The 26,647-nt window shown below is 55.4% G+C and carries 27 protein-coding genes; 13 read left to right on the top strand and 14 right to left on the bottom strand.

Annotated features, from left to right (window positions below):
* Positions 1–33: 33 nt before the first annotated feature.
* The 3 genes from ACFOSS_RS15675 to ACFOSS_RS15665 form a co-directional block, all read right to left on the bottom strand.
* Positions 34–1,299 (bottom strand): maltoporin, encoded by a 1,266-nt coding sequence (locus tag ACFOSS_RS15675; RefSeq protein ID WP_377154778.1) that lies wholly within the window; start codon positions 1,297–1,299, stop codon positions 34–36.
* 399 nt (positions 1,300–1,698) lie between these two features.
* Entirely contained in the window at positions 1,699–2,424 is a 726-nt protein-coding gene (gene truC / locus ACFOSS_RS15670; RefSeq protein WP_377154351.1) for a tRNA pseudouridine(65) synthase TruC, read from the bottom strand.
* Complete coding sequence (locus ACFOSS_RS15665; protein ID WP_377154349.1) at positions 2,415–2,780, bottom strand: YqcC family protein; 366 nt, start codon at positions 2,778–2,780, stop codon at positions 2,415–2,417. Before ACFOSS_RS15665 ends, truC begins: the two co-directional genes overlap by 10 nt.
* 133 nt (positions 2,781–2,913) lie before the next feature.
* Here ACFOSS_RS15665 and ACFOSS_RS15660 point away from each other — a divergent pair, with 133 nt between their 5' ends.
* On the top strand, positions 2,914–3,291 hold the full coding sequence (locus tag ACFOSS_RS15660; RefSeq protein WP_377154347.1) for a DUF3301 domain-containing protein: 378 nt from the start codon (positions 2,914–2,916) through the stop codon (positions 3,289–3,291).
* Between the two features lies 1 nt (position 3,292).
* A complete protein-coding gene (locus tag ACFOSS_RS15655) occupies positions 3,293–3,643 on the top strand; it encodes a hypothetical protein (RefSeq protein WP_377154345.1) in 351 nt (116 codons plus the stop codon).
* Here ACFOSS_RS15655 and syd read toward each other — a convergent pair.
* On the bottom strand, positions 3,632–4,180 hold the full coding sequence (syd, locus tag ACFOSS_RS15650; RefSeq protein ID WP_377154342.1) for a SecY-interacting protein: 549 nt from the start codon (positions 4,178–4,180) through the stop codon (positions 3,632–3,634). The genes ACFOSS_RS15655 and syd overlap by 12 nt on opposite strands.
* A gap of 47 nt (positions 4,181–4,227) precedes the next feature.
* On the opposite strand from syd, the gene queF reads away from it, so the two are divergent.
* The 6 genes from queF (at position 4,228) to ACFOSS_RS15620 (ending at position 12,000) form a co-directional block, all read left to right on the top strand.
* Entirely contained in the window at positions 4,228–5,082 is an 855-nt protein-coding gene (gene queF, locus ACFOSS_RS15645) for an NADPH-dependent 7-cyano-7-deazaguanine reductase QueF (protein WP_377154340.1), read from the top strand.
* Between the two features lie 22 nt (positions 5,083–5,104).
* Complete coding sequence (locus ACFOSS_RS15640) at positions 5,105–7,330, top strand: tetratricopeptide repeat protein (RefSeq protein WP_377154338.1); 2,226 nt, start codon at positions 5,105–5,107, stop codon at positions 7,328–7,330.
* A gap of 62 nt (positions 7,331–7,392) precedes the next feature.
* The gene (locus ACFOSS_RS15635) at positions 7,393–8,970 is read left to right on the top strand and encodes a GGDEF domain-containing protein (RefSeq protein WP_377154336.1); all 1,578 of its coding nucleotides are present in this window, start codon (positions 7,393–7,395) and stop codon (positions 8,968–8,970) included.
* A gap of 128 nt (positions 8,971–9,098) precedes the next feature.
* Positions 9,099–10,454: a nucleotide 5'-monophosphate nucleosidase PpnN gene (ppnN, locus tag ACFOSS_RS15630; protein WP_377154334.1), complete on the top strand. Its 1,356-nt coding sequence runs from the start codon at positions 9,099–9,101 to the stop codon at positions 10,452–10,454.
* Between the two features lie 35 nt (positions 10,455–10,489).
* The gene (xni, locus tag ACFOSS_RS15625; RefSeq protein ID WP_377154332.1) at positions 10,490–11,275 is read left to right on the top strand and encodes a flap endonuclease Xni; all 786 of its coding nucleotides are present in this window, start codon (positions 10,490–10,492) and stop codon (positions 11,273–11,275) included.
* Between the two features lie 29 nt (positions 11,276–11,304).
* Positions 11,305–12,000 (top strand): SDR family oxidoreductase, encoded by a 696-nt coding sequence (locus ACFOSS_RS15620; RefSeq protein ID WP_377154329.1) that lies wholly within the window; start codon positions 11,305–11,307, stop codon positions 11,998–12,000.
* 51 nt (positions 12,001–12,051) lie between these two features.
* Here ACFOSS_RS15620 and rlmM read toward each other — a convergent pair whose 3' ends face one another.
* Entirely contained in the window at positions 12,052–13,152 is a 1,101-nt protein-coding gene (rlmM, locus tag ACFOSS_RS15615; protein ID WP_377154326.1) for a 23S rRNA (cytidine(2498)-2'-O)-methyltransferase RlmM, read from the bottom strand.
* 31 nt (positions 13,153–13,183) lie between these two features.
* Entirely contained in the window at positions 13,184–14,119 is a 936-nt protein-coding gene (locus tag ACFOSS_RS15610; RefSeq protein WP_377154324.1) for a transcriptional regulator GcvA, read from the bottom strand.
* Between the two features lie 120 nt (positions 14,120–14,239).
* Here ACFOSS_RS15610 and ACFOSS_RS15605 point away from each other — a divergent pair, with 120 nt between their 5' ends.
* The gene (locus ACFOSS_RS15605) at positions 14,240–14,443 is read left to right on the top strand and encodes a hypothetical protein (protein WP_377154322.1); all 204 of its coding nucleotides are present in this window, start codon (positions 14,240–14,242) and stop codon (positions 14,441–14,443) included.
* A 1,220-nt stretch (positions 14,444–15,663) separates the two neighbouring features.
* Here the strand turns inward: ACFOSS_RS15605 and kdsA are convergent.
* The 5 genes from kdsA to hemA are packed head-to-tail and all read right to left on the bottom strand — an operon-like array spanning position 15,664 to position 20,552.
* Entirely contained in the window at positions 15,664–16,515 is an 852-nt protein-coding gene (gene kdsA, locus ACFOSS_RS15600) for a 3-deoxy-8-phosphooctulonate synthase (RefSeq protein WP_377154320.1), read from the bottom strand.
* A 13-nt stretch (positions 16,516–16,528) separates the two neighbouring features.
* On the bottom strand, positions 16,529–17,332 hold the full coding sequence (locus tag ACFOSS_RS15595) for a SirB1 family protein (protein WP_377154318.1): 804 nt from the start codon (positions 17,330–17,332) through the stop codon (positions 16,529–16,531).
* Complete coding sequence (gene prmC / locus ACFOSS_RS15590; RefSeq protein ID WP_377154316.1) at positions 17,329–18,171, bottom strand: peptide chain release factor N(5)-glutamine methyltransferase; 843 nt, start codon at positions 18,169–18,171, stop codon at positions 17,329–17,331. The genes ACFOSS_RS15595 and prmC overlap by 4 nt, the downstream gene beginning before the upstream one ends.
* Positions 18,171–19,259, bottom strand: a complete 1,089-nt coding sequence (gene prfA / locus ACFOSS_RS15585) for a peptide chain release factor 1 (protein ID WP_377154314.1) — start codon at positions 19,257–19,259, stop codon at positions 18,171–18,173. Before prfA ends, prmC begins: the two co-directional genes overlap by 1 nt.
* 21 nt (positions 19,260–19,280) lie before the next feature.
* On the bottom strand, positions 19,281–20,552 hold the full coding sequence (hemA, locus tag ACFOSS_RS15580; protein ID WP_377154312.1) for a glutamyl-tRNA reductase: 1,272 nt from the start codon (positions 20,550–20,552) through the stop codon (positions 19,281–19,283).
* Positions 20,553–20,667: 115 nt separating this feature from the next.
* Between hemA and lolB the strand changes: the two genes are divergently transcribed.
* The 3 genes from lolB (at position 20,668) to ACFOSS_RS15565 (ending at position 23,128) form a co-directional block, all read left to right on the top strand.
* Positions 20,668–21,258, top strand: coding sequence for a lipoprotein insertase outer membrane protein LolB (lolB, locus tag ACFOSS_RS15575; RefSeq protein ID WP_377154310.1), 591 nt, complete (start codon positions 20,668–20,670; stop codon positions 21,256–21,258).
* On the top strand, positions 21,240–22,112 hold the full coding sequence (gene ispE / locus ACFOSS_RS15570) for a 4-(cytidine 5'-diphospho)-2-C-methyl-D-erythritol kinase (protein WP_377154308.1): 873 nt from the start codon (positions 21,240–21,242) through the stop codon (positions 22,110–22,112). The genes lolB and ispE overlap by 19 nt, the downstream gene beginning before the upstream one ends.
* A 68-nt stretch (positions 22,113–22,180) precedes the next feature.
* Positions 22,181–23,128: a ribose-phosphate pyrophosphokinase gene (locus ACFOSS_RS15565; protein ID WP_377154305.1), complete on the top strand. Its 948-nt coding sequence runs from the start codon at positions 22,181–22,183 to the stop codon at positions 23,126–23,128.
* 45 nt (positions 23,129–23,173) lie between these two features.
* Here ACFOSS_RS15565 and ACFOSS_RS15560 read toward each other — a convergent pair whose 3' ends face one another.
* Positions 23,174–24,094: a LysR family transcriptional regulator gene (locus tag ACFOSS_RS15560; protein ID WP_377154303.1), complete on the bottom strand. Its 921-nt coding sequence runs from the start codon at positions 24,092–24,094 to the stop codon at positions 23,174–23,176.
* A gap of 167 nt (positions 24,095–24,261) precedes the next feature.
* On the opposite strand from ACFOSS_RS15560, the gene ACFOSS_RS15555 reads away from it, so the two are divergent.
* On the top strand, positions 24,262–24,747 hold the full coding sequence (locus ACFOSS_RS15555) for a hypothetical protein (RefSeq protein WP_377154301.1): 486 nt from the start codon (positions 24,262–24,264) through the stop codon (positions 24,745–24,747).
* Between the two features lie 163 nt (positions 24,748–24,910).
* On the opposite strand, the gene ACFOSS_RS15550 is transcribed toward ACFOSS_RS15555, so the two are convergent.
* Together ACFOSS_RS15550 and ACFOSS_RS15545 are read right to left on the bottom strand one after the other, a co-directional pair.
* On the bottom strand, positions 24,911–25,684 hold the full coding sequence (locus ACFOSS_RS15550) for an ABC transporter permease (protein WP_377154299.1): 774 nt from the start codon (positions 25,682–25,684) through the stop codon (positions 24,911–24,913).
* The gene (locus tag ACFOSS_RS15545; protein ID WP_377154297.1) at positions 25,681–26,595 is read right to left on the bottom strand and encodes an ABC transporter ATP-binding protein; all 915 of its coding nucleotides are present in this window, start codon (positions 26,593–26,595) and stop codon (positions 25,681–25,683) included. The genes ACFOSS_RS15550 and ACFOSS_RS15545 overlap by 4 nt, the downstream gene beginning before the upstream one ends.
* Between the last annotated feature and the right edge of the window lie 52 nt (positions 26,596–26,647).

Here is a 26,647-nt window from a genome sequence, read left to right as displayed (position 1 = left end):
AGACGGGGGCAGTCTTAACATCCTAGCGGTAGCTTACCACCAAGCTTCAGCTTGTACACCGAAGTTGTAGGTGTTGTCGTCCTGGCCGCCATTGAAGGTCGGGCCCATGGCTTCGCCACCCTTAACATAGGATGCGAACACGCGCAGTTCCGGACGAGCCCAGAAGCCCTTGCCAGCAGCGAATGCTTGAGCAACGGTGTACTTCTGATAAGTACCATCAGCTTCGGCACCACCAACAGACTTGTTGGTATCCTTACCGTAGCCAGCTTCGAAGATGGTCTTCATGGTGTCGTTCCACTTGTAGACCGGACGAACTACAGCAGACATTGCAGTCCAGCTGTCGTTGCCATTCCACATTTCGTTACCTACACCGTAAACCAGTTGATGGCTCAGGTCCCAGCTATCGCCGAAAGACACTACGCCGTGGTTGATGATACGCCAGCCGTCAGCACCGTCTTGGGCTTCGGCACCGTACCAGCTACCGTCACCGTAGAAAGCGAAGGACTTGGAGTAACCTTCAGTACCGTATTGCAGTACGGTCTTGTTGAAGCCGCCCAGCAGAGCTTGGGTCAGTTCGGCAGTCAACATCACACCGTTCTTCAGGTTGGAATTTTGAGCATCTTGAGCATCGGTCGGGTTGACCAGTGCATAGTCAACGCCCAGCTCCAGAGAAGCTTCTGACCACAGCGGGATACCAGCATAACGGGCATCCAGGGTGTTGACGTTCAGAGCGCCATCTACGCCAGTACCTTCAGAGGCAGCACGGTCGTTACGGACCCATGCGAAGGACAGTTGACCTGGACCAGCCTGGATTTGTTCAACACCGGCGCCAGCACCGGAGATGTTCCAGTAGTAGAAGTCAGCGATGTGGATGTCGTGACGTTGGTAGTAACGCTTACCAGCCCAAGTCACTTCGTTGCCACCGAACAGGCCCTTGGCTTGCACGTTGAATTGACGCAGCGCGAAGTCAGCGCCATCGCCATCACGGCCAACCTTGGTGCCGTCGCCGTTGGTTGCTTCCCAGTCATTAGAACCGTTAGAAGCCATGGCAAACATGGAGTCTACATAGAAGGACTTGCCGCCCTTGTTGTAAACTTCTTGACCCAACTGGATTTCAGAGTAGGTGTCATCTTCGTTACCCAGACGACCAACCTTGTTCTTAGCGATAGTCTGCATGTCACCATCTTGAGAGATGCCAACACCAGAACGGAAATAACCGTGGAAATCGACTGCGGAGGCAGAGGCTGAGCCCAGTGCCATGATTACTGCTGCTGAAATTGGAAGCCACTTTGCTTTCATAATCTTTTCCTTTTTGCCCTTGAGGGGAATTGGTCCAAAAGTGGAAACCTGTCGCCAGTTGAAGACCTCTGGCAACTGTCCGCGGCCATTATAGGGATCCCCCTTGGCTGATAGCATTGAAGCCCGTCACAAAATGATAACGAACCTTGCCTGCGCCCCTCCTGCGAAAAAAAAGCACTAAATTAGCAATATGTTTCAACGAATAACCAATAACAGCCATAAGAAAAGAATATAATTCTGCATTTCACGAAAAAATCAAAATCGGTAAAAATGTCACTTCTGGTTCGCTTTCGATAAGCTTGATCCTGATCACCCGCTTTTTGGAACTTTCCAAACATCGCACTGTCCCTGTGCTATACGCCGAAATGTGATCCGGCAAGCCAACTGTGCAGGCTTTGCTCAGAGCGGATATTGCCGAAGTTGCTCCAGTGTCCGCGTCCAATGCTCGTCATCGGTGATCGCAAGCTGGATCGCCGCCTTGGTGACCGGATGCTCAAAGTGCAGCGTCTTGTGCATCAGCAACAGACGATAACAATCCAGCTGTTCACGAAAGAATCGGTTATGACGACCATCGCCGTGTCGGGTATCACCGACAATCGGATGGAAGATATGCGCCATGTGTCGGCGCAACTGATGCTTGCGGCCCGTTTTGGGCTGCAACTCGACCAGGCTGTAGCGGCTGCTGGGGTGGCGTGGCGAGACGGCAAACGGCAGCTCAAAACGCTCAAGACCACGCAGTTCTGTTTCCGCCGCCTGCGCCGGTTTATCCTCATCAGCATAGGCATCGGCTATCTTGTCGAGCTCTTCTTTAAGCGGGTAATCAATATTCAGTGCCTCTGGTGCCCAGCCCCGCACGATAGCATGATACGTTTTGCTGACTTCATGGCGCATAAAGCGCTCGCTCATCGCCCGAGCCGTCTCTGGATCCAATGCAAACAACAGAATGCCGGAGGTAGGGCGGTCAAGGCGATGGACAGGAAACACATGTTGTCCAATCTGATCACGGGTCATTTGCATGGCAAATCGGGTTTCATGTCGATCCAGCCAACTACGATGCACTAGCAAGCCGGCAGGCTTGTCTATCGCCACTAGCCACTCATCCTGATAGATAATCTTCAAATGCATGATTTTCTATCCACCGGCTGGTGCGTGATCAACTCATCGAGTTGCGCCAGCGCCTCGAGGAGATCGGCATATTCTGCCACTCTGGTTTTGTAAACTTCCGTGGCCATCGGATAGAGGGCCATCTGCCGAGGCAGAGGCTGCCGCTGCCGTACCAGGTCGTGCATACGCTCAAGCAACACGAATTGTAACCAGGCATGAAACTCCAGTGTATCCACACAAAATGGCAGACGGCTTTGCAAGGCGCTCGCAGGTGGGGAAGTGGATTGCCATAAGTCACACAATTTCAATTGCAGCGCTATCTGTTCTAGCGCCCCCGCTACAGCGGCATAATCATGATCTGGAGAATGTCGGGCCATATGCTACCTCTTCTTATATATAGAAACCCGTTAGCAGCCTGCTGCTCACCGGTAAATGTAGAAAACTGATCCAAAACCGCTACTATACCATCCCGGTAGCGTGCCCAGAATGAACAGCAAAACAGGAGTCGTTATGACGGTCGAACTCTGTTTGGCACTGATTGCCAGTGTCATGGCAGAATTCTGGTTAAGAAGGCGTCAATCCGAGCTGGCCATCCGCCTGATTAACCAGTATTGCGAACGCCAGCATTGGCAATTATTGACCGTGGCCCGTCATACCGACGAGTTGCTGCCTTTAGTGTTGCGTCTGCTGTTTAAGCGACCATCCAGTTTTTTGTTCGAGTTCAGTGTCGACCAGGAACAGAGCCTCAGTGGCGAGCTGCTGCTGCAAGGACTGCACTCGCCTCTATTTCGTATCGCCAACAATCCTGCAGCGGCTGACACCGTAGAGCCGCAGCCAGGAAACAACGTCATCCCCTTTCCACAGCATCGTCCCCATGACAGGAAGTAACATGTCAGTAGAGATCGTCATTCAGATCGCCAATCAGCTGGCGGCAGAAGGCAAACAACCTAGCGTTGCGCTTATCAAATCCCGACTGCCGGCCCCCTGCCCCATGCCGGAGGTTATCCAGGGTATTCAGCGTTGGCGAAGTCTGCAGGCGGTTGGCCCCGCCAGTGAGCAGGCATTGCCGGCGGTACCGCAAGTGGCAGAGCCCGTCTGTTCGCTACCGCCTGAGCTGGCCCCGTATCTGCAGCCGCTGCAAGAGGAGGTTGCGCAGCTGCGACAGGATGTCAGCTCACTGCGTGAAGAAGTGGTGATGTTACGGCGGCTACTGCGTCAGCAAAGCGCCTCATTGGGGTAACGGCTCAAGCCGGCTAAGAAATGTGCTCAAGGATGGCGCCAGAATAGCGCCACCGTTATCGCCGACTCGTTCAAACAGCACGGCCCCGGTAGCATTATCCAGACTGATGAGGTGCGTATCCTGACGTGTTGCCGCAATAAAAAAAGTGGGCGCCAGTTTCAAACGCCGTTGCATCAGGGCATGACCGATCAGGTTTTCCTGTAGACGCAGGTAGTCAGCCTCATTCCATGCTTGTATCAGCTCTATACGTATCCCTTTGAAAGAAAAAGCCATGGCTCCTGCAAACCAGTGACCATAGAAATCGGCTAGCTCAGGCCTTACCGTGATCTCCAGTGCGGACGCTATATTATCCATAACCGCAGGTGGATGGCGCGGCAACGGGCGCCAGGCGGTCAAACCGTTATCAGTGATACCAGTCTGGCAAGGCGAATCCCAGTCCGGGTCGGAGGGTCCCCAAACGCCACCATTGCGCTGGCATTGATAGCTGACCCAACGGGCCATCAGATGTGATAATGAGGAAACAACTTGATCAGGCATGACTTTTTCTCAAAATAAACACCCCATACTAATTGAGGAGAGCGCAGATGGCCCAGCCAGCCGGCTATGAACACAACCCACTGCTAGCATCGCTGTCATTAGGCAAGCAGAGTGCCTATGTCAGCCACTATACGCCAGCATTGCTACAGGCGGTGCCGCGCAGTCTGAACCGTAACGAGCTGAAGTTGGATGCACCCCTTCCATTTACGGGCGCCGATCTGTGGACACTCTACGAGCTATCGTGGCTTGACTCGCGTGGCAAACCCGTCGTCGCCATCGGCGAGGTGTCCGTACCGGCGAACAGCAACAACCTGATTGAGTCCAAATCGTTCAAGCTGTACCTCAATAGCCTGAATCAGACCCGGTTTGATGATTTCACCGCCGTGCAGACCGTATTGCAACATGACCTCAGTCGTTGTGCCGAAGGCGACGTGCACGTCAACCTCTATCGGTTACAAGAGTTCCCGGTCATTATCACCGACTATGAGGGTCTCTGTCTCGATGAACAGGATCTGGATGTCGAATGCTATGATTTTGATGCCTCACTACTGAACAATGCCACCGACACCACAGCTACGCCGGTAGAAGAGTGTCTGCATTCGCATCTACTCAAATCGAATTGCCTGGTCACCGGTCAGCCCGACTGGGGCAGTGTCTGCATTCATTACCAGGGACACCCCATCAACCATGAGGCGCTGCTCCGCTATCTGATTTCATTTCGCAATCACAATGAATTTCACGAGCAGTGTGTCGAACGTATCTTTATGGACTTGATGCGCTACTGTGAACCAGAGAAACTGACGGTCTACGCTCGGTATACTCGACGTGGCGGTCTGGATATCAATCCATTCCGGAGTAATTGGCAAACGCGGTTGCCCAGTATGCGTCTGATACGCCAATAAACCGATAAACGGAGTACCCGGCTTGTTCTCAACGCTTGTTCTACTCTCCAGCGTGGCTCTCCCACCGATACCGCTGGATACGACCTTGATGCCTGACCTGCTGGTGCAGGCACAACAGAAAACAACGTCTGAGCCGGATCAATGCCGGGAGTTGACTCATCAATTTTTAGCACGGGAACTAGCGGACAAGATGCTGCCGGTTCTCAGCCAAAATCCCGGCGCCTATCGTGAAGCCAATCAACGCTACCGCACGCCGCAACAAACCGTTGAGGCGCAGTTGATCCTGGCCAATTGCCTGTGGTTTTTAAATCAGTCTGATACCTCGGTGCGGCTGTTAAACCAGAGTTGGAAAATGGCGGACGACCTGAATATGCCGGCACTTGAGGCCATTGCTCTATATGGGCTCGAACGTCAACGGCAGCTATCTCAGGGGCCGAACACGCGCAAAGATGAGTATCTGTCATCACTGGAAGCGATTCTGCGCACTCAGGCGGCCGCCATCCCACCCCCATTAAGGTTATACACCGACCTGTTGCAAACGGCGCGCCTGATCAATCAGGGGGAGACTGAACAAGCTTGGCTAATGCTGAATCGTCTGCCGACCCATGACCTCGCCTCCTTGCCTGCAGAGTTGCAAATTGCCGTCCAGGCGTTGAAAGCTGACTATTATTTCCGTAGACGCCAGGATGAGATGGCGTTATCGCTTTACTCGGAAGCCTTCACCCAGGCCAAAGCCGAAGCGATGCCACTGCAGATGGCACAGTTAGCCGAAACCATCAGCCGCCTGTTTGAGCGTCGGGGTGACATTCAACAAGCGATCCACTATGAAGAATCCGCCTGTGATGAATACCAATCGCTGAGCAATGCCGAATGGCTGGGCCGCTGTCTGACCCATCTTGCCGAGCTGAATTTGCAGGCCGACGAACCGAATCTGGCGCTATCCTTACTGTTTAACGCCCTGGATATTTTTCGAAATATCAATCGTCCTGATGCCCTCGCCGACCTCAATCTGCAAATTGGAAAGACCTATTTGCGACTTGGTAACCCCGGACTAGCCAGAGCCTATCTGGTCGCCTCACGCAATGGGTTCAATCTGTTGCAGAACAAGTCTGGCGAGTTGGCAGTCATCGCCGCGCTAGGAGAGCTTTATCTACAGCAAAAAGCTCCGGGACTGACGGTTGCATTGTTAGAAAACGCGCTGCAAGACCCCGGTTTCGAGCCGGACTCACACCCGGTTCTCTATCTACTCCTCTCACGGGCTTACGAACAAAAAGGGCAAGTGCCCACCGCATATGAATTCCTCAAGCGATTTTTGAAATTGAATCACGATGAACGCGACCGCCTGCAAAGAATGGATCGCGTTCAGTTTCAGGAGAGCCTCGATCAAGTTGCGATACAACGCCAGCGCGATGAGTTGGAACAACAAAAAGGCTCGTTACAGGGTGAGTTGACCTACTACAAAACAGCGATTGGCAGTGCCGCCGGCCTGTTGTTGCTCTCTGCGTTGATGATGTGGAGCCTGCAACGACGCCAATCGCGTGTACAGGAGCACATCCAGCAGTTAGAGAGCCGACTGGCACAAGCTCCCTTTAGCCAACTGCCGAACCAACATCAACTGGCGTTACAATTAGAGATGCTGGAACAGGCACTGGAGCAGGCATTTGTCGACGATGATGCGCTACCAGAGGAGTTACATCATCATGTCTTGCACTTCAGTATGCCGGCATTTCGGCGTCTGTGCGAACGGCTGGGATATACCCACTCTCAACGGCTGCAGCAGCAAGTCTGCGGCCAGATGCAAGCCCTGACCTCGTCAGGGGAACAGTTATATCAACTCGGAGAAAGCCGATTTCTATTACTGATTCCAACTCATATAGATGACGAATTGTCGGCGTCAGGCCTGGCGACCATCTGGCTGGATCGCGTAGAGGATATCCTCAGGCAGCTACAACTACCCGACAGCATTGTGATGGGCGTCATCAGCTTTCCATTTATTCCACGCAGCCCGCAAGCGGTTACCGGTGAAAATATTATTGAAGTCAGTCTGTTAGCCATGGCGGCAGCAGAACAGATTGTTGAAAAAACAGGGCGTTCATCATGGGTTGAGCTGTCTGCTATTGACTGCCAGCAAGCGGCATTCTTCAATGGGGAGTTCAGAGTCCAAGCCCGTCACGCCATCGACAAGGGCTTGGTCAAAGTGAACGCGTTACATAATAAAACTCTGATAGAATGGTCACGGATTGACTGAGCCTGGTTCGCCTTCAAGACGAACGTCTGACCGGCAATGGCATAACCTGTTGGATAGAATTGATGAATGATGTAAATGCCGTAGCTGGGCAACTCACCAAACTCAGGGAACGACTCGAGCAAAAGGAACTGGAACTTGGCTTGCTAGCTGAACAGTCTGATGCCGAGCGCACCTTGGCGATCTCTTTTATCAACAGGTTGACGCAGGCATGTCGCGGACATGATCGCGAGCTGGACAACAAACTGGCCCGCCTGCGTCAACGCTTTGAAGATCAAGTTCCGCTGGGACAACTGGCCGAAGAGATCCAGGCGATAGAGCGCTTGTTACAGCATCACGCTGTCGCGCTGGAAGAGTCCTTGCGCGTCACAAGAGATACGCTAAAGGAAGGTGGCCGTCACCTGACCGGGACCAAAGATATCCCGGACAAGATCCGCAAGGAAGTGCGCGAATTTCTGAATCAGGATCAACCCTACGCCATCGCCGAACATCAGCGTCAGGTAGCCAGATTGCTGGAACTGTACCAGCAATCGATGCGCGCGCTGTTGTTACGCCCTATCAATGGTAAAGCTGTCGCCGTTGAGCCGCCGCAACCCGCTTGTGATGAACAGTTGCGTCAACGGCTGTGCGATGAATTGCAACGCCTGATCACCGAGCTCGATTTTACCGGCAAAACCGGTGATGACCTGGCAGAGATACGTCATCAGCTGTTGACCGGCGTCGATTTCAGTCAGTTGCCTGAGCTCTGTCTACGCCTTGTCGAGTTGATTATCGATGGTGCCCGTCAAGAGCGCCGGGAGTCGCATCTTTTCCTTTCCAGCCTGAATGACAGTCTGAATGCCGTTCACCTGCGCATCACCGAATCACTGGATCAAGGCCGGGACCTGCATGAGCAACACCATCGGCATGGCAATGAAATCCACGCCCGGCTGGACGATATAAGCTTGCAACTCGACAGCCAGTCCAACCTGCAGCAATTAAAACAGAGCATCCGTGTCAACCTACAACACCTGCAGGCACTGCTGCTGGAGCGTAACGAGTTGATGCAACGAGAGGCTCATCTGATTGAGTCGCTCGGCGCGATGGAGAACAAGCTCAACCTGATGCGCGAAGAGACCAGCGAATACAAGAAGCGCATGGCCCAGCAAAAGCACAAGCTCTTGCTGGACAGCCTGACCCAGGTTTTTAACCGCGCCGCATTTGATGAGCGGGTAGAGCTGGAGTACAAACGCTGGTTGCGTTATCAGACGCCTTTGTGTCTGGCGATCGTGGATATTGACCACTTCAAATCGATCAATGACCGCTTCGGTCATCTGGCGGGTGATAAGGCGCTCAAAGTGATCGCCCGTGCGATGAGCCGCACCTTGCGCGAGACAGATTTTATCGCCCGTTATGGCGGAGAGGAATTTGTCGTGCTGCTACCGGGGGCGGATGCCGACAACATGCTGGCCCCGCTCGATAAGCTGCGCAGCGTCGTCAAAGGCATACCGTTCCGCTTCAAGGATGATAAGGTGGAAATCACCATCTCGATCGGCACCAGCCTGTTCCGTGAAGGCGACACCCCCACCGAGGTGTTTGAGCGCGCCGATCGTGCCCTTTACGATGCCAAGAATGGCGGCAGAGATCGCATCATAGTGGTATAGGCAGCACAAACTGACTCGGGCCGCGGTTGCGGCTCGACTTTTTTTAAGGCCGGCACGACTATGTTGACGTGGGGCCACCACTTCCCCGGCATCATAAACACAACAACAGGCAGTACCAGGGGGTTCAAATGATTACCTATGTCAATCCAGCCGGCAGTATGGAATTACTGAGTCAGCTGGAAGTCGACCAACTGAAGCAGGCCGCTTCCGGAGCCACGTATCAGCTGTTTCGCAACTGTTCGCTGGCCGTGCTCAATTGCGGCAGCCACACCGACAGCTCCAAAGAAATCCTGGAAAAGAACCGTTCGTTCGATATCAACGTCATCCGGCGTGAACGCGGCGTCAAACTCGAATTGTTCAATCCTCCTGCCAGTGCATTTGTTGATGGTGAGCTGATCCGCGGTATCCAGGAGCATCTGTTCTCCGTACTGCGCGATATTCTGTATGTCAGCAACCGTATGGATGCCGATAGCACCTTGAACCTGACCAGCTCGGTGCATGTCACTAACTGGATTTTTTCTATCTTGCGCAATGCGCGCGTGATCCGCTCCGGCGAAGAGCCGAACCTGGTCGTCTGTTGGGGAGGGCACTCCATCAACCCGACTGAATACCAGTACACCCGCGAGGTAGGAAGCGAGCTAGGGTTGCGAGAGCTAAACATCTGCACCGGTTGTGGTCCCGGTGCCATGGAAGGCCCGATGAAGGGGGCCGCGGTCGGTCACTCCAAGCAGCGCTACCATCAGGGCCGCTTTCTCGGCTTGACCGAGCCCTCAATTATTGCGGCCGAACCGCCCAATCCCATTGTCACCGAGCTGGTGATCATGCCAGACATCGAGAAGCGTCTGGAGGCCTTCGTGCGCCTAGGCCATGGCATCATTATCTTCCCCGGTGGCGTCGGCACTGCCGAGGAGCTCTTGTACATCCTCGGTATTCGTATGCATCCGGCAAATGCTCATCAGCCGATGCCGCTCATCCTCACCGGGCCCAAAGAGAGTGCCGATTATTTCGAGACCCTCGATCACTTCATTCGGCAGACCCTCGGCGAAGAGGCAACCCGTCACTATCAGATCATCATTGATAATGCCGTCGCCGTGGCCCAGACGATGAAACAGGCAATGCCGAAAGTACGCGAACACCGCAAGGCCACCGGCGATGCCTACTCGTTTAACTGGTCATTGAAGATTGAACCCGAGTTCCAGTTACCATTCGAGCCGGATCACGACAGCATGGCCGGCTTAAACCTGCATTGGGAGCAACCGCCGGAACAGCTGGCCGCCAATCTCAGACGCGCCTTCTCGGGAATAGTGGCCGGCAACGTCAAGGAAGGGGGGCTAAGAGCCATTGAGCGACATGGCCCCTTCCAGTTACATGGCGACAAGGCCTTGATGAAATTGATCGACAAATTACTGAAGAACTTTGTCGCTCAAGGACGCATGAAACTACCCGGCAGTGAATACATCCCCTGCTACGAGATTATCCGTTAATAGAGTACGGGCTCGTCGAGAGCCCCTTTATCACCATGGCCCACCTGCTGATTTTCGATGCCCTGAACCTGATTCGCCGTTTGCATGCCCCGCTGGCCTCGGAACAGAGCGACAGCCGTGCCCAGCTGCTTGCCACCCGGCAGCGACTGCAACGGACGGTGCAAACCATCCTGGAGGAAGTGCAACCGACACATGCCATTGCCGTCTTCGATGGCGCAGCGCCCAGCTGGCGACATAAGTTGTACCCTGATTACAAGCTTGGCCGTAGTGCCATGCCCATCGCCCTGGCAGAAGGAATGACCGACCTGCAAGCCACGCTGTGGCAGTGCGGTGTCGATTCCCTGCTCACAGAGGATGAGGAGGCGGATGATTTGGTTGCGACCCTCAGCGCCAGGCTGACGGACCGACAACAGCAAGTCACGCTGATCTCGACGGACAAGGGCTTTTGCCAATTACTGCCAACCGGTATCGCCATTCGCGACTATTTCAATCGTCGCTGGTTGGATCATGCCTTCGTTGAGCAACAATTTGGCGTAACGGCACATCAATTAGTCGATTTTTGGGCATTAACCGGCATCAGCGGCAGCCATATCCCCGGAGTAAACGGCATTGGACCGAAAAGCGCACAGACACTGCTGCAGCGCCATGGTTCGCTGGCCGCCTTGCTGACAGCACCGCCGGAAGGAGACAAGCTGTTGACCAAAGTTCAGCAATCTCGAGACGCCGCCTTGCTGGCGCAAACTTTAGTGCGCTTGCGTCAGGATATTCCGCTAGGCTTTAACTTAAGAGCCATTCGCTATCCACCTTGCCAGCCTGCTTGAGGTTGCAGGCCAGCGCTACAGGAGGTCGTATGAGTCAGACTGTGCTGATTACCGGTGCCAACCGTGGCATCGGACTGGCCCTCACCCACAGCTGTCTGCGGCGGGATGACAAGGTGATTGCCTGCTGTCGCGATCCGTACCACGCCAAAGCGTTACACCAACTCGGCGACATCTATCCGCAGCTCGCCATTCACCAGTTGGATGTCACCCGGGGCGAGGAGTTCCTGGCACTCAAACATACCGTTGGCGAAGTGCCGATCGATCTGTTGATCTCGAATGCAGGCGTGTTGGGTCCCTCCAGGCAGGGCTTTGGCGAAACCGATTACCATCTCTGGGGGGAGGTCTTTGCCATCAACACCATGGCCAGTCTGCGTCTGGCCGAAACGTTCTTTCAGAATCTCAAGGATAGCGAGGGGCGCACCCTGCTCTGCATCAGCAGCATTATGGGCTCTGTCGGCGCCAATCAAGAGGGGGGCCACTATCTGTATCGAACCAGCAAAGCGGCGCTGAATGCCCTGACGCGAAATCTTGCCATGGATTTAGCAGGAGATGGCATTCGCGTGCTCGCCATGCATCCAGGTTGGGTACAGACAGAAATGGGCGGTGAAGGCGCCACCATAGCGCCAGATGAGAGCGCCGTTGCGATACTCGAGACACTGGAATTACCCCAGGCGCAGCTGAGTGGGCAGTTCCTGTCCTATGACGGCAAAGCATTACCCTGGTAAACGACCGTGACCGCGCTATCATGAGGCCCGCAAGCTGCGGGCCTCTTAACGTCACTGAATCGAGCCGGAGAGGCGCCGCGTCAGCTGGCGCTGGTCAAAGACATGTACGGTAATCTCTTCACGGTCGTGGTAGAGCTGCTTGGCCTGAATCACAAACTCACCCTCCAGCCCACTCAACCACTCACGCAGCATATCCAGATTGTGCTCTACCTCTTGATAACGCCGCTTCATCGGGAGTTTGAGGTTGAACATCGCCTCCTGACACAAGCCATCCTGAAACCAGGATGCGATCAGGTGAGTGACCCGCGCCGGCTTCTCGACCATGTCACACACCAGCCAGTAGGTATTCTTCTTCGCCGGACGGTAGCGGAATCCATCATCACGCACGTGCTTGACTTGGCCCGTCTCCATCAGGGATTCGGCCATGGGTCCATTGTCGACGGCAGTCACCATCATGCCACGCCGCACTAACTGATAAGTCCAGCCACCAGGACAAGCTCCCAGATCGACCGCATTGAGCCCGGAGGTCAGCCGCACATCCCACTGTTCCTGTGGCACGAAGACATGAAATGCCTCCTCCAGCTTTAGCGTTGAGCGACTGGGGGCATCGGCTGGGAACTTCAGACGCGGAATCCCCATATGGAATACAGAGTTATTGTTAGTATAGGAGTAGCCCACCAGCACCTTGTCGTTTGCCAGAAACAACAGGTGTAACACTGGCCGACGATGGGTCTCTTCACGCGTCAGTTTGCCGGCCTGGCGCAATGCCTGACGCAGCGGGACGCTGAATTTGCGGCAAAAGGTCGTTAATTCCTTGGCCTCATTGGTATCCGGTGTCTCGACCCGCAGTTCACCGCAGACACTGTAACCTGCCGTGGCCTCGAGGATAGGGGTAATCCGGTCAGCCAGATCCAGCTCCTGTAATTCATGAGTCACCACCAGCATTTGGCGTGCAAATATCAGCTCGCGAAACGGCAGGCGACGAGCCAGTTTGTCGGCATCTTCGGCGCCGTAGCACTCGAAAATCACATAGCCAGAATTATCCTTGATGCGGCAAAAGCCAAAACACTCGAGCGCAACCGCCTTGTCCTGGATCTCGGCCGCCACCTCTTTCTCAAAACCAGGGCGGCAATAAAACAGCAGATGATTCATTCTTTCCTCCGCAGTGACGCACGCACTGCCATTAAACGGTTTCTGGACCCAACGGCGCCAGACGTTGGCGGCGCAGCTGCTCTTCTTGTTCGACTAACTCCAGCATCCAGTCACGAAATGCGGCAATCTTGCCTTGTTCCGCCTGGGCTTCCTGAGATACCAGATAGTAGGCATTTTTGCTGACTAATACCTGCTCGAAGGGACAGACCAGACGTCCCGCCTCGATCTCGGGCTGGCTCAGCACACTGTGCCCTAATGCCACCCCTTGCCCATGCACCGCCGCCTGTATCACCATGCTGGAGTGACTGAAAATGGGGCCCTGATTCACATTCGGCAGATCAATGCCGACCTCTTTAAGCCAGTTGTGCCAATCGCGGCGTGAACCATCGTGCAACAGGGTATGCCAAGCCAGATCCGCGGGTTGCCGCAAAGGCCGACCACTGGCCAACAACAACGGAGAACAGACCGGCATCAGGTATTCGGTATGCAGTTTGTAGCTGCGTAATCCAGGCCAACTTCCGCGGCCATAATAGATGGCGACGTCCACATCGTCGCTGAGCGAACCCTCATCCATATCCACTGCTTTTATACGCACATCGATCTCGGGATGACGTTCGCTAAATCTGACCAGCCGGGGCACCAACCACTGAATGGCAAAACTTGGTTGCAAGGTCACTGTCAATGACCCTTTGGCACTCCGGGCCACCAATTTATCGGTGGCATCGGCAATGGCGCCAAAAATATCCTTGATATCCAGGAAATAGCTCTGCCCCTCTTCGGTCAACAACAGCGTCCTGTTGCGACGTCGGAACAGCTTGATCCCAAGAAACTCCTCCAGCGCCTTAATCTGATGACTGATTGCCGCCTGGGTGACAAACAGCTCTTCAGCTGCGCGAGTAAAGCTCAGGTGACGAGCCGCGGCTTCAAAAGCTTTCAGTGCATTCAATGGAGGAAGTCGTCTTGGCATAGCAGCATCGCATAACTTTTTCTAATGGCGCGGATTATAGATAGCCGGCACTGTGCCGACCAGCGAAATCCCGCCATAGCGGCTCGGCGCCACCTTTACCCGAAACAGGAAAAGCCTTTCATGAAAAGGCAAGACCATTTCGCGCCGCAAAAGTTGATCTCCATCACACTTATGACTAGTATGCGCGCAATTGTATCACTGAAACCGAGATTGGCTATGTATAGCGACAACCAGGCCCGCTTGCTGATTTACAGCAAATTGACACAGCGCTTTTCCACGCGGACACACAAGCCAGCCGCACAACAACTGGCGGCCATGGCGTAACACCCCCCTCGGCAAGCTGCTCACCTCCGCTTGCACTCTGCGCTCTTTGTGTCGTCACCCCCTGCTGTCAGCATGAAAACGTTTTGCGATCTAGATCACATCAAAAATGGTGCCGGTTACATCGCTTTGAAAACGAATTCATAATAAAAACAATGACTTTTTTGCAAGATCTGCTTGATCAATGTGAGCTGGATCACTAGCATGATTCGTGAGGCACATCACAGAATTACCGCCTCACCCAAACCGAACCAAGAGGATATGACCATGAAAAACATCATCAAAAATGTATTCAGCAAGAACAGCAGCGAACGTTATACCCCGGCTACCCGTGAGTATTTCTTCCGCTACGAACGTTAATCCGGACACCCGCGCCAAGGAGTAATGCAATGAAAAACATGCTGCAACACTGGAATGCCCAACTGCTGGCCAAGCGCATCAATTATGCTCCTGCCACACGGCATTATTTTTTCCAGTACGAACGTTAATCTGCAATACCTCACGCCAAGCGCGTGAACAGCACCAGGCCCCCAGGGCTCCAGAACAACACCGCACGACGACAGGCCTGACTATCGCCGATCAGGCACCACGACAAGCCAGGCGACACTTCGCTGAATACAGTTTCCACTATCTAATGCCCCGCTGCGGCGCGAATGCATTGTCGCAAAACCTGCGTTCTGCTCATCGATTCCATCACTCTCCATCGGAAGCCTGATGCCGCTCACCCGGCTTTGAATAGAATTCAAATGGAGCCAAACCCAGTCGGAAAGCCACTCTCCACGCAGTGTGATCTGCATCACATATATTTAGTTCACAATATAATCAACCAATGAAACCGGATACGGCAAAATGAAAACAATTTCATATATAAATCATATGCTTTAACAAAAATTTCACTTGAGTAACGAGGGTGATACCGATAGCATAAAACGTGAGATGGATCACACATCATCTCGTTGTACAGATACCTTAGAGGAGAGTCACCATGAAAAACCTGTTCAAGAATGTCAGCACGCTGCTGAGCAATAAGGAAACGGACGAGCGGTATAGTACTCCGGCCACACGCCAGTATTACTTCCGTTACGAGCGTTAATCCCCTCCCCTCATCCAGCCATGGATGTCTTGGGAGGTCCCTCCCGATAATAATCCCAATAACCGGTTACACATTGAGCCTAATAAAAAGCCCCGGTCTCCCGGGGCTTTTCTTGTTCTCTTTGTCTCGCTCAGCATTGGGTATTGAGTGGCTCAAACCCTTTGACCAGCTCATCCACCGCCTTCATCTGACGCAAGAAAGGCTCAAGCTTGGCCAATGGCAACGCGCTGGGGCCATCACAACGCGCCGCATCCGGATCCGGGTGCGATTCAATGAAGAGACCGGCCAGACCGACCGCCATGCCGGCACGCGCCAGTTCAACCACCTGTTCACGACGACCACCGGATGCCGCGCCCAATGGATCACGGCACTGTAGGGCATGGGTGACATCAAAAATTACCGGAGCCCCCTGGCTGGCCTGCTTCATGACCCCAAAACCCAGCATATCGACCACCAGGTTATCATAACCAAAATTGACGCCTCGCTCGCAGAGAATAACCCGTTCGTTACCACACTCAGCAAACTTCTCGACGATATTTTTAACCTGCCCAGGGCTGAGGAACTGCGGCTTCTTGACGTTGATGGCATTGCCCGTACGAGCCAGCGCTTCGACCAAATCGGTCTGGCGGGCTAAAAATGCCGGCAACTGCAGGACGTCTACCACTTCCGACACCGGCTTAGCCTGCCATGGTTCATGCACATCGGTAATCAAGGAGACCCCGAATGTCTGTTTCAGCTCTTGGAAAATTTTCAACCCTTCCTCGAGGCCAGGGCCACGATAAGAGTGAATGGAAGAGCGATTCGCCTTGTCCCAGCTGGCCTTGAATACCAGCGGGATGCCCAGTTTTTGCGTCACCGAGACATAGGTTTCACAAATGGACATGGCCAAGTCGCGAGACTCCAGCACATTCATGCCACCGAACAACACAAATGGCCGGTCGTTGGCGACCTGAAGGCCATTTAACTGCACAACTTTTTGCATTCGCGTTCTCCGCTTAATGAAAGGTGGTCGGCGCCCGCTGCTGCAGACGCGTCACTTGTTCTTGTAATAGCCCACGAGCCGGATCGGTTGGGCAATGCGCAATGAAATACTGTAAATCGTTGACCGCCTGCTGGTCACACTCAAGTTGCTGGTAAACCAGGCCGCGGTCACGGACTTCATAAGGATCATCAGGGTGCAGGATGAGCAACAACTCACTGCAGCGTAACGCCTGGGGCAATAATCTGGCTTGCAGATAACTGCCTTTTGCCACCGTGAGCAAACGGTGCAAAATAGCGGTCTGCGATGCGCCCTGCAAATGGTCAGCCGTCAACCGCGCCAGATTACCCTGTACGCCTCGCAACCGCCATTCCAATCCATGTCGATCAAGGTGTTGACCATCCAGCGGATCCAGGATCACGGCTTTGGCCTCGGCGCCCAGGCGCAGCAAGAACTGGCCGGGGAAACAGATACCGTCAGCGGGTATCTCCAGCGTGCGAGCCAGATGCAGCAGCAGAATACCGAGAGTCAGCGGGTTGCCTCGCCGCCGTTGCAAGACCAAAGAGAGCAAGCAATTGTCCGGGTGGAAATAACCCTCGTCATCGACGGCAAAACCCAGGGTTTGATAAAAAATGCGGCCCAGTTGTTCAATCCGCGCCGCTTCTGTCTGCTGCACACTGATCTGCTCGACCACCGAAGCCCGGATCTGGCGCAACGCCAGCAAGCCGGGAACTAACGGCGCCTGCTCAGGTTGCAAATCTTCGGCCACCATCAGCGCCAGTTCCATCTGCTCCACATCGATGGTCGGGTAAAAATTCATGCTTGCTCCCCCGGCCAGCAGGCCAGGGTGACACGCGGTTGCCCCCCGTAGTCGTGTCGCGTACGGATCTGCTGGTATCCGCGCCGAGCAAATAACGCCTGTACCGCATCGGCCTGCTGCCAACCATGCTCCAGCAATAACCATCCCCCCGCGACCAGGTGCCGAGGTGCCAGTTCGATCAGGTGGTGCAGATCTGCCAGACCCTGCTCGGCGGCAACCAGTGCAGAGCGCGGTTCAAAGCGCACATCGCCTTGCTGCAGATGGGGATCGGCCGCATCGATGTAAGGCGGGTTCGACACTATAATATCGAAGCGCTCACCATGCAGCGGCTCAAACCAGCTGCCCTGGCGGAGTTCGAGAGTGAGCGCTAACCGGGTTGCATTCTCTGTTGCCAGCGCGCAGGCGCCATCGGCGTATTCCACCGCCCACATCTCTAGATCTGACCGTTCGGACTTCAGCGCCAATGCGATAGCACCGGTGCCGGTTCCCAAATCCACCGCCCGGGGGGACACACGCCCATGCAGACAGGCCAATGCCTCCTCAACCAGTACTTCAGTATCCGGGCGCGGTATCAAGGTGCTGGCATTGACCCGCAACGGCAGCGACCAGAACTCTCGCTCCCCCAGCAGGTGGGCAATCGGTTCACCAGCCAGACGCCGCGCCAGCAACGCCTGCAGCTGTTGCCACTGCTCATCAGTGAGTACCCGCTCCGGCCAGGTCCGTAACCAGGTGCGGTTTACACCGAGTACAAAACACAACAGGCAGTCGGCATCGGCGGCAGGCGACTCGCCTGCGGCTAACTGCGTCCGTAATGCCTGTCGTGCCGCATCGATGCGCATCAGTTGCTTTCCGCCAGGGCGGCTAGCTGATCGGCCTGATACTCCTGCACTATCGGTTGCACCAGGGTATCGAGATCACCCTCCATCACCTCATTCAGACGATAGAGTGTCAGATTGATACGGTGATCCGTCACGCGGCCTTGCGGATAGTTGTAGGTACGGATCCGATCCGAACGATCACCCGTGCTCAACAGGCTGCGCCGGGTATTCGCCTCCTCGGCGCGCCGCTTGTCCTCTTCCAGTTGCGCCAGGCGCGCCGCCAGCACCGCCATGGCTTTCGCGCGGTTCTTATGCTGCGAACGTTCATCCTGACATTCAACCACCAGGCCTGTCGGTAAGTGCGTGATACGGATAGCCGAATCGGTTTTGTTGATGTGCTGCCCACCCGCGCCTGAGGCCCGAAACGTATCGACCCGCAGATCGGCTGGATTGATCTCCGGAGCCTGGGACTCCGGAACCTCCGGCAATACCATGACGGTACAGGCAGAGGTATGGATTCGCCCCTGCGACTCGGTCTCCGGAACCCGCTGCACACGATGACCACCGGACTCAAATTTCAGCAACCCATAGACCGCTTCCCCCTCGAAGCGAGCGATCACTTCCTTGAAGCCGCCATGTTCGCCTTCATTGGCATTGACGATTTCGACTCGCCAGCCTTTGCGTTCAGCGTAACGGGAGTAGAGACGGAACAGGTCGCCAGCAAAAATCGCCGCCTCATCCCCGCCAGTACCGGCACGCACTTCGAGGAAACAGTTATTGTCATCATTGGGATCTTTGGGCAGCAGCAGAATCTGTAACTCTTGCTCTATGCTCTCCACTGCCGCCTTGGCGTCGGCAAGCTCATCCTGCGCCATGGCTTTCATGTCGGCATCATCGCCATCGAGCATTTCCAGTACCGTTTGCAGATCGGCCGTAGCCTGCTGGAAGCGCAGGAAGCCGGCGACCACATCGCCTAGTTGTGCATATTCCCTGGTCAGGTTGCGAAACCGTTCCTGATCGTTGACCACATCGGGTTCACCGAGCAGGGCCTGCACTTCTTCATAGCGCTCCTGCAGGCCTTCAAGTTTCCTGATCACTGATTCTTTCATGTCTGATCCACTCGCTGGGCGTCAAGGTTCGACGCTGGGTCGAGAATCGATTCCTAACGCCTGGCTCAAGATGGCCAGCGTCTCGCGATCCCCTGATTCTCCGGCCTGGCGCAACGCCTCGGTCGGAGCGTGAAGTAATTTATTGGTCAGCCGGTGGGCCAGCTCGTTGAGCACGGCATCGGGAGCCTGTCCTTGCTGCAACAGTTGCAAAGCGCGCTGCAGCTCATCTTGCTGCCAGCTTGCCGCTTGATCACGGTAACGACGGATCTGCTCCTGGGTCGGCAAGGCTCGGTACCAGCTCATGAAACGCTGCCGCTCCTCACCGATTAACAACTCCGCCTGCCTGGCGGCCTGTTGTCGTGCCGACTGGTTTTCCGCCACTATGTCCTGCAGATCATCGACCGAGTAGAGATAGGCATCCGACAACTCGCCCACCTCCGGCTCGATATCACGGGGCACCGCCAAATCGATCAGCAACATCGGCTTATGGCGGCGCAGACGCAACACCCGCTCCAGCAGCCCCTTGCCGAGTAACGGTAACGGGCTGGCCGTCGAGGTGATGACCATGTCGGTATCCACCAGGCACTCGGGAATTTCATCCAGCGTGATCACCTCGGCGCCCCATTCCCCGGCGATCGCCTGAGCCCGCTGCAGCGTCCGATTGGCCACCGTCATGCGCCCCACCTGCAAGGCGTGCAAATGGCGGCCGGCTAATTCGATCGTCTCGCCGGCACCAATCAGTAACACCTTGGTCTGGCTCATGTTGGCAAAGATCTGCCGCGCCAGCGACACCGCGACAAAGGCCACCGAGACGCCGTGAGCCCCGATGCCTGTCTGCGTCCTGACGCGTTTGGCAACCGAAAAGCTGCGCTCAAACAACCGGCCGAGCAATGCCTTGAGCCCACCGTGCTGTCGAGCCAGATCCACGGCCTGCTTGAGTTGCCCCAGAATCTGTGGCTCACCCAATACCAAGGAGTCCAGCCCGCAGGCAACGCGCATCAAATGGCGTACGGCTTCGTCGTCCTGATGCTGGTACAGGCAGCCGGAGAGTTCGTCGCCACGCACATGCCGATGACGTTGCCACCAGTCGCGCACCCGGCCTTCATGGCCCTCTGTCACGACGCAATACAACTCGGTGCGGTTACAGGTCGACAGTATGCAGGCTTCCTGGATCCCAGGCTGCTGACGCAGCTCATCTAATGCCAGATGAATGTTCTCCGGGCCGAATGCAACCCGCTCACGCAAGGAGAGCGGGGCCGTCTTGTGATTCAGGCCGAGAACAAAAAACGACATGGCAGCTAACCACCTCCGATAAAAGGGCACTCATTTTACTCAAAAAGCACGAGGCTTTGAAAGCAAACGGGCTACGCCTATACTGACCGCCCGATTGATCACCACCGAGCATCCGATGCGATCCCTATTGCGCGTTACGATTATCCTGCTGGTCGCAGTGCTGACAGGCTGTGTCCAGCAAGCCAGCGATGGCCGTTACAACGAAGCGGTCTGGCGCGGCCAGCGTGAATCGCTGGAACAACTTCAGCATTGGCAGCTCAGTGGCAAACTGGCCATTATCACGGCACAGGAAAAGGGATCGGCCCGTCTGAACTGGCAACAGCAGGGTGAGGATTATGATCTAATCCTGACCACCATAGTGGGCACCACGTTGCTGGAACTGCATAAACGCGACAACCGTGTCACCATCATAGACCGCGATGGCGTCCAGCACTCCGGAGAAGACAGCGACGAGCTCGTTTACCGCCTCACCGGCTGGCCGATCCCCATCAAGCAGCTACCGGTCTGGATCAAGGGGCTGCCCGGTGAGGCCACGTTCGAGACTGGCGATGATGGGCGGATTACCCGTCTGCAGCAAGGCGACTGGCAGCTAAGCTACCAGGATTATGCCCGCACACGGCTCTGGTTACTGCCCACCGCCATCAACCTGCAAGGCCCACAAACTCGTATCAAACTGGCGATCAACGAATGGCAAATCAACCAGTAATCTGGCCGGCTCCGGCCAAACTCAATCTGTTCTTGCATATCAATGGCCGGCGTGCCGACGGTTATCATGAACTGCAAACGCTGTTTGTCTTGCTCGATTACAGTGATGAACTGACTTTCGACATCCATGACAGCGGGTGCATCACCGTTAGCCCCGATATTGATGGCGTACCCGTGCAACAAAATCTGATTTACAAAGCGGCCCGTCTGCTGCAGCAATTAAGTAAGTGCCCACTGGGGGCCGACATCCACTTGACCAAACGCCTGCCGATGGGCGGAGGCCTCGGCGGCGGCTCATCCGATGCCGCCACCACCCTGGTTGCCCTCAACCACTTGTGGGGGCTGCACTATGATCTGGATACGCTGGCCGAACTCGGACGGCAGTTGGGCGCCGATGTGCCGGTATTTGTCCGCGGACACAGCGCCTTTGCCGAAGGTGTGGGCGAACAGTTGCAACCAGTCGAGGTGGATGAAAAATGGTATCTGGTTCTCCATCCGCAGGTACATGTTTCTACTGCCTTGATTTTTCAGCATCCTCAACTGCCAAGAGAGACGCCGAAGCGAACATGGCAAGAACTGAGAGCGGGATCATGGAAAAACGATTGCGAAATGGTCGTGAAAAACGACTACCCTGAGGTTGCCAAGGCATTTAGCTGGTTGCTAGAATACGCGCCGTCAAGAATGACCGGCACCGGCGCCTGCCTCTTCGCGGAGTTCGAAGACGAGCTGTCGGCACGTAAGGTCTTGGCAAATAAGCCAAAATGGCTGGAGGGGTTTGTCGCAAGAGGCGTAAACCTATCACCCCTGCACGCAGTTTGGCAACAGGTTTGTGAAGCAAATCAGCACCTTGTCTGACCTTGGCGTCGACAGTTCGCGCTTCACTGCCTCCGCCCCCAACAGGACGCAACCCAGAGGTTAATACCGTGCCTGACATGAAGCTGTTTACCGGTAACGCCACACCGGAACTGGCCCAGAAGATTGCAGATCGTCTCTTCATCAAACTCGGCAGTGCCGCTGTCGGCCGTTTCAGTGATGGCGAGATCAGCGTACAGATCAACGAAAACGTACGGGGTGGTGACATCTTCATCATCCAGTCCACCTGTGCTCCGACCAATGACAACCTGATGGAACTGATTGTGATGGTCGATGCACTGCGTCGTGCCTCTGCAGGTCGTATCACCGCGGTTATTCCGTACTTTGGTTACGCCCGCCAGGATCGCCGTGTCCGTTCTGCCCGTGTCCCGATCACCGCCAAGGTGGTTGCCGACTTCCTGTCTAGCGTAGGTGTCGATCGTGTTCTGACCGTTGACCTGCACGCCGAGCAGATCCAGGGCTTCTTCGATGTTCCGGTCGACAACGTATTCGGTAGCCCGGTGCTGCTGGAAGACATGAAGATCAAGAACTTGCAAGATCCTGTTGTCGTCTCTCCAGATATCGGCGGTGTGGTCCGTGCCCGTGCCATCGCCAAGCTGCTGGATGACACCGACATCGCCATCATCGACAAGCGTCGCCCGCGCGCCAACGTCTCTCAGGTCATGCACCTGATCGGTGATGTGGCTGGCCGTGACTGCATCATTGTCGACGATATGATCGACACCGGCGGCACCCTGTGCAAGGCTGCGGAAGCGTTGAAGGATCGCGGTGCCAAGCGTGTGTTTGCCTACGCAACCCACCCGGTATTCTCCGGCCTGGCGCCGAAGAACATCGCTGAGTCCGTGATCGATGAAGTGATCATCACCGACTCCATTCCGCTGTCTGAAGAGATGAAAGCCATTGGCAAGGTCAAGAGCCTGACCCTGGCGCCGATGCTGGCAGAAGCCATCCGCCGCATCAGCAACGAAGAGTCCATCTCCGCGATGTTTGAGCACTGATCCCAGCGCAATCAGATTACCATCAGGCCCCGCTCGGGGCCTGATTCATTTCTGCCACCAGGCATCCCAGGGAGCGACCGGCCCCCCCCACTCTTCTTGCAGAAAACTCACCATGGCCCGAACCTTGGCGGGAACAAAGCGCCGGCTGGGATAGACAGCAGCCAGTTGCAGTGCCGGCATACGATAATCCGCCAACAGCGGCAACAAGCGCCCCCCCGCGATTGCTTCAGCGACCATGAAACTCGGCTGACGCGTGATCCCCATGCCGCCTTCAGCCGCAGCCAGCAGAAAATCGCCATTGTCCGCCTGAAATCCGCCCTGAACCCGCACCTGTCTCAGTTCGCCCTGCGGGCATTCAAAACTCCAGACATACGGTTCGGGTACACCGTTATAAACCAGGCAGACATGCCCGGCCAGCTCGTCCGGGGTAACCGGGGTCCCCTGGCGCGACAGGTAGTCGGGAGCGGCACAGATCAGGGTGTGGATCTTTGCCAGCGGCCGCGCAATCAGGCTGCCATCGAACTCCCGGCTGATACGCAGGGCCATGTCGATCCCCTCGTCCACCAGGCTCAGCTTGCGGTCGCTGGCCACCACCTCGATCTCGATGCCAGGATAGCGCTCACAAAACCGCGGCAGCAACGGGGCAAAATGACGGGCACCGAAAGGGATTGAAACGCTGATGCGCAACAGGCCGCTGGGGTTTTGCCGCTGTTGATCCAGCTCCATCTCGGCATCAGCTACCTCACTGAGAATCAGTTGGCAACGTTCATAGAAGCGCGTGCCGCTCTCGGTGAGCCGCAACGTGCGGGTAGTGCGTTGCAGCAGACGCGTATCCAGATGCCCTTCCAGCTCGGCAACATGGCGTGACACCGCCGTCGTCGACATGCCCAACCGTTCCGAGGCTTTGACAAAACTCCCTGACTCCACAACCCGACAGAAGACATCCATTGCCAGTAACTTGTCCATGCACGCTCCAATTATCCCTTTATTCGGGATTAATCATCCTATCATGAGATATTTATCACATTTAAGTTGATAACAATAATAGTCTCAAGACCCCGGACATGAAGACCGGGCACAAGACTCGGTTCTGATGCTCAAGGAAAATCAGCTATCAGACAGGAGGACACATTATGAACACTCGCATCACACTATCCGCCTTGCTGGTTTCCATCCTGTTGGCTACACCGGCCCTGGCCGCTAAAGACAACACCGGCATCGTTGATCAATACGCCAGCAAGAACAGCACCGGTATCGTTGATCAGTACGCCAGCAAGAACAGCACCGGCATCGTTGATCAATACGCCAGCAAGAACAGCACCGGCATCGTTGATCAATACGCCAGCAAGAACAGCACCGGCATCGTTGATCAGTACGCCAGCAAGAACAGCACCGGCATCGTTGATCAGTACGCCAGCAAGACCAGCACCGGTATCGTTGATCAATACGCCAGCAAGAACAGCACCGGCATCGTTGATCAGTACGCCAGCAAGAGCAGCACCGGCATCGTTGATCAGTACGCCAGCAAGAACAGCACCGGCATCGTTGATCAGTACGCCAGTAAAGATAGCGATGGTCCGCTACGCGGTGCCTGGTGGGAGCAAAGCCAGCTTAGTTAACCCTGTGGTGGCTGGTAGCATTACGCCAGTCCAACGACCGGGACTCGTGTTCTCAAGTCCCTGCTTGCCTCGTGATGACGAGGCTTTTTTTTTTGCTTTTTCGCGCCATCACCCTCAATGCAACAACGGGAGCCTGAGCTCCCGTTGTTCTGTCAACATGAGGTTAATGTCGCAGCCCAATGCCTCGAGTAACCAGGACGTGCGCAACGGCATAGAGCACCACAATAAAACCGGCAATCAGCGTATAGGCCAACCAGAGCGGGACATCCGAAATACCAAGGAAGCCATAGCGGAAGGCATTGATCATGTAGATGATCGGGTTGCCATGGGACATGCCCTGCCAGAACGGCGGCAGCAACTCGATGGAGTAAAATACGCCCCCCAGATAGGTCAGCGGCGTCAGCACAAAGGTCGGAATGATGCTCACATCATCAAAGCTCTTGGCGAACACCGCATTGATCAGTCCTCCGATCGAGAACAGGGTGGCCGTCAGCAACAGCGTCACGCACACCGCCAGCGGATCATGGACCTGCAACGGCACGAAGAACAGCGACACCGCGGTCACGATGGCGCCGACGCACAGGCCCCGCGCCACCCCGCCAGCGACAAATCCCAGAATGATGACGTAATTGGGCACAGGCGCGACCAGCAGCTCCTCGATATTGCGCTGGAATTTGGCACTGTAAAATGACGAAGCCACGTTGGCATAGGAGTTGGTAATCACCGACATCATGATGAGGCCGGGAACAATAAACTCCATATAACTGACGCCATGCATCTGGCCGATGCGGCTGCCGATCAGATTGCCAAAAATCACGAAGTAGAGCGTCATGGTGATCGCCGGCGGCACCAGCGTCTGTACCCAGATACGCGCAAAGCGGGTGATCTCCTTGATCAGAATGCTCTTGAAGGCAATCCAGTAGACGGATGGATTCATTGACGCCCCTCCTCAACCAGGCGAACAAACAGCTCCTCAAGCCGGTTGGCCTTGTTGCGCATGCTCACCACCTTGATTTGCTGCGCAGACAACACCTCAAACAGGCTGTTCAGGCCGACACTCTTCTCGATTTCAACCTCGATGCTGCTGTCGTTCAACGGCTGCCACTTGAAGCCTGGCAACTGCAGGTCGGTGACAGGCGAGGCCAGATCGAGAATGAAGGTCTCGACATGCAACTTTGACAGCAGGGCGCGCATCGAGGTGTTCTCGACGATGCGTCCGCGATCGATGATGCCGATGTTACGACACAGCATCTCCGCCTCTTCCAGATAGTGGGTGGTTAGTATGATGGTGACCCCCTCGGCATTCAGCTGCTGCAGGAACTGCCACATGGAGCGACGGATCTCGATGTCGACGCCGGCGGTGGGTTCATCCAGGATCAGCAGGCGCGGACGGTGCATCAGTGCGCGCGCGATCATCAGGCGTCGTTTCATTCCGCCGGAGAGGGTGCGCGCCTGTTTGTCGCGCTTGTCCCACAGGTCCAGTTGCGTCAGATACTGTTCCGCCCGCTCATAGGCCAGTTTGCGCGGCACGCCGTAAAAGCCGGCCTGATTGACGACGATCTGCATCACCTTCTCAAACTGGCTGAAGTTGAACTCCTGCGGGACCAGTCCCAGCTGTGCCTTGGCCAACTCCAGTTCACGATCGATGTCATGACCGAATATCTGCACTCGACCGCCGCTCTTGTTGACCAGCGAGCTGAGGATGCCGATGGTGGTGGATTTACCCGCGCCGTTTGGACCGAGCAGGGCATAGAAATCCCCCTCCTCAACCGCAAGGTCGATGCCCTTGAGCGCCTCGACGCCCCCCTTGTAGGTCTTTTTCAACCCGTCAATCGTCAATGCCTGCATGCCGCCGGCCTCTCCTGTGCTGTGAGATGGTCAATACCGAACTGTGACAGCG

Source organism: Pseudaeromonas sharmana, assembly GCF_042649925.1.
GTDB lineage: Bacteria > Pseudomonadota > Gammaproteobacteria > Enterobacterales > Aeromonadaceae > Pseudaeromonas > Pseudaeromonas sharmana.
This window is presented reverse-complemented; position numbering and strand designations above follow the sequence as displayed.

Coding starts and splice junctions, on each gene's coding strand:
- ACFOSS_RS15675 (WP_377154778.1), bottom strand. CDS start 1,299: ATGAAAGCAAAGTGGCTTCCAATTTCAGCAGCAGTAATCATGGCACTG.
- truC (WP_377154351.1), bottom strand. CDS start 2,424: ATGCATTTGAAGATTATCTATCAGGATGAGTGGCTAGTGGCGATAGAC.
- ACFOSS_RS15665 (WP_377154349.1), bottom strand. CDS start 2,780: ATGGCCCGACATTCTCCAGATCATGATTATGCCGCTGTAGCGGGGGCG.
- ACFOSS_RS15660 (WP_377154347.1), top strand. CDS start 2,914: ATGACGGTCGAACTCTGTTTGGCACTGATTGCCAGTGTCATGGCAGAA.
- ACFOSS_RS15655 (WP_377154345.1), top strand. CDS start 3,293: ATGTCAGTAGAGATCGTCATTCAGATCGCCAATCAGCTGGCGGCAGAA.
- syd (WP_377154342.1), bottom strand. CDS start 4,180: ATGCCTGATCAAGTTGTTTCCTCATTATCACATCTGATGGCCCGTTGG.
- queF (WP_377154340.1), top strand. CDS start 4,228: ATGGCCCAGCCAGCCGGCTATGAACACAACCCACTGCTAGCATCGCTG.
- ACFOSS_RS15635 (WP_377154336.1), top strand. CDS start 7,393: ATGAATGATGTAAATGCCGTAGCTGGGCAACTCACCAAACTCAGGGAA.
- ppnN (WP_377154334.1), top strand. CDS start 9,099: ATGATTACCTATGTCAATCCAGCCGGCAGTATGGAATTACTGAGTCAG.
- xni (WP_377154332.1), top strand. CDS start 10,490: ATGGCCCACCTGCTGATTTTCGATGCCCTGAACCTGATTCGCCGTTTG.
- ACFOSS_RS15620 (WP_377154329.1), top strand. CDS start 11,305: ATGAGTCAGACTGTGCTGATTACCGGTGCCAACCGTGGCATCGGACTG.
- rlmM (WP_377154326.1), bottom strand. CDS start 13,152: ATGAATCATCTGCTGTTTTATTGCCGCCCTGGTTTTGAGAAAGAGGTG.
- ACFOSS_RS15610 (WP_377154324.1), bottom strand. CDS start 14,119: ATGCCAAGACGACTTCCTCCATTGAATGCACTGAAAGCTTTTGAAGCC.
- ACFOSS_RS15605 (WP_377154322.1), top strand. CDS start 14,240: ATGAAAAGGCAAGACCATTTCGCGCCGCAAAAGTTGATCTCCATCACA.
- kdsA (WP_377154320.1), bottom strand. CDS start 16,515: ATGCAAAAAGTTGTGCAGTTAAATGGCCTTCAGGTCGCCAACGACCGG.
- ACFOSS_RS15595 (WP_377154318.1), bottom strand. CDS start 17,332: ATGAATTTTTACCCGACCATCGATGTGGAGCAGATGGAACTGGCGCTG.
- prmC (WP_377154316.1), bottom strand. CDS start 18,171: ATGCGCATCGATGCGGCACGACAGGCATTACGGACGCAGTTAGCCGCA.
- prfA (WP_377154314.1), bottom strand. CDS start 19,259: ATGAAAGAATCAGTGATCAGGAAACTTGAAGGCCTGCAGGAGCGCTAT.
- hemA (WP_377154312.1), bottom strand. CDS start 20,552: ATGTCGTTTTTTGTTCTCGGCCTGAATCACAAGACGGCCCCGCTCTCC.
- lolB (WP_377154310.1), top strand. CDS start 20,668: ATGCGATCCCTATTGCGCGTTACGATTATCCTGCTGGTCGCAGTGCTG.
- ispE (WP_377154308.1), top strand. CDS start 21,240: ATGGCAAATCAACCAGTAATCTGGCCGGCTCCGGCCAAACTCAATCTG.
- ACFOSS_RS15560 (WP_377154303.1), bottom strand. CDS start 24,094: ATGGACAAGTTACTGGCAATGGATGTCTTCTGTCGGGTTGTGGAGTCA.
- ACFOSS_RS15555 (WP_377154301.1), top strand. CDS start 24,262: ATGAACACTCGCATCACACTATCCGCCTTGCTGGTTTCCATCCTGTTG.
- ACFOSS_RS15550 (WP_377154299.1), bottom strand. CDS start 25,684: ATGAATCCATCCGTCTACTGGATTGCCTTCAAGAGCATTCTGATCAAG.
- ACFOSS_RS15545 (WP_377154297.1), bottom strand. CDS start 26,595: ATGCAGGCATTGACGATTGACGGGTTGAAAAAGACCTACAAGGGGGGC.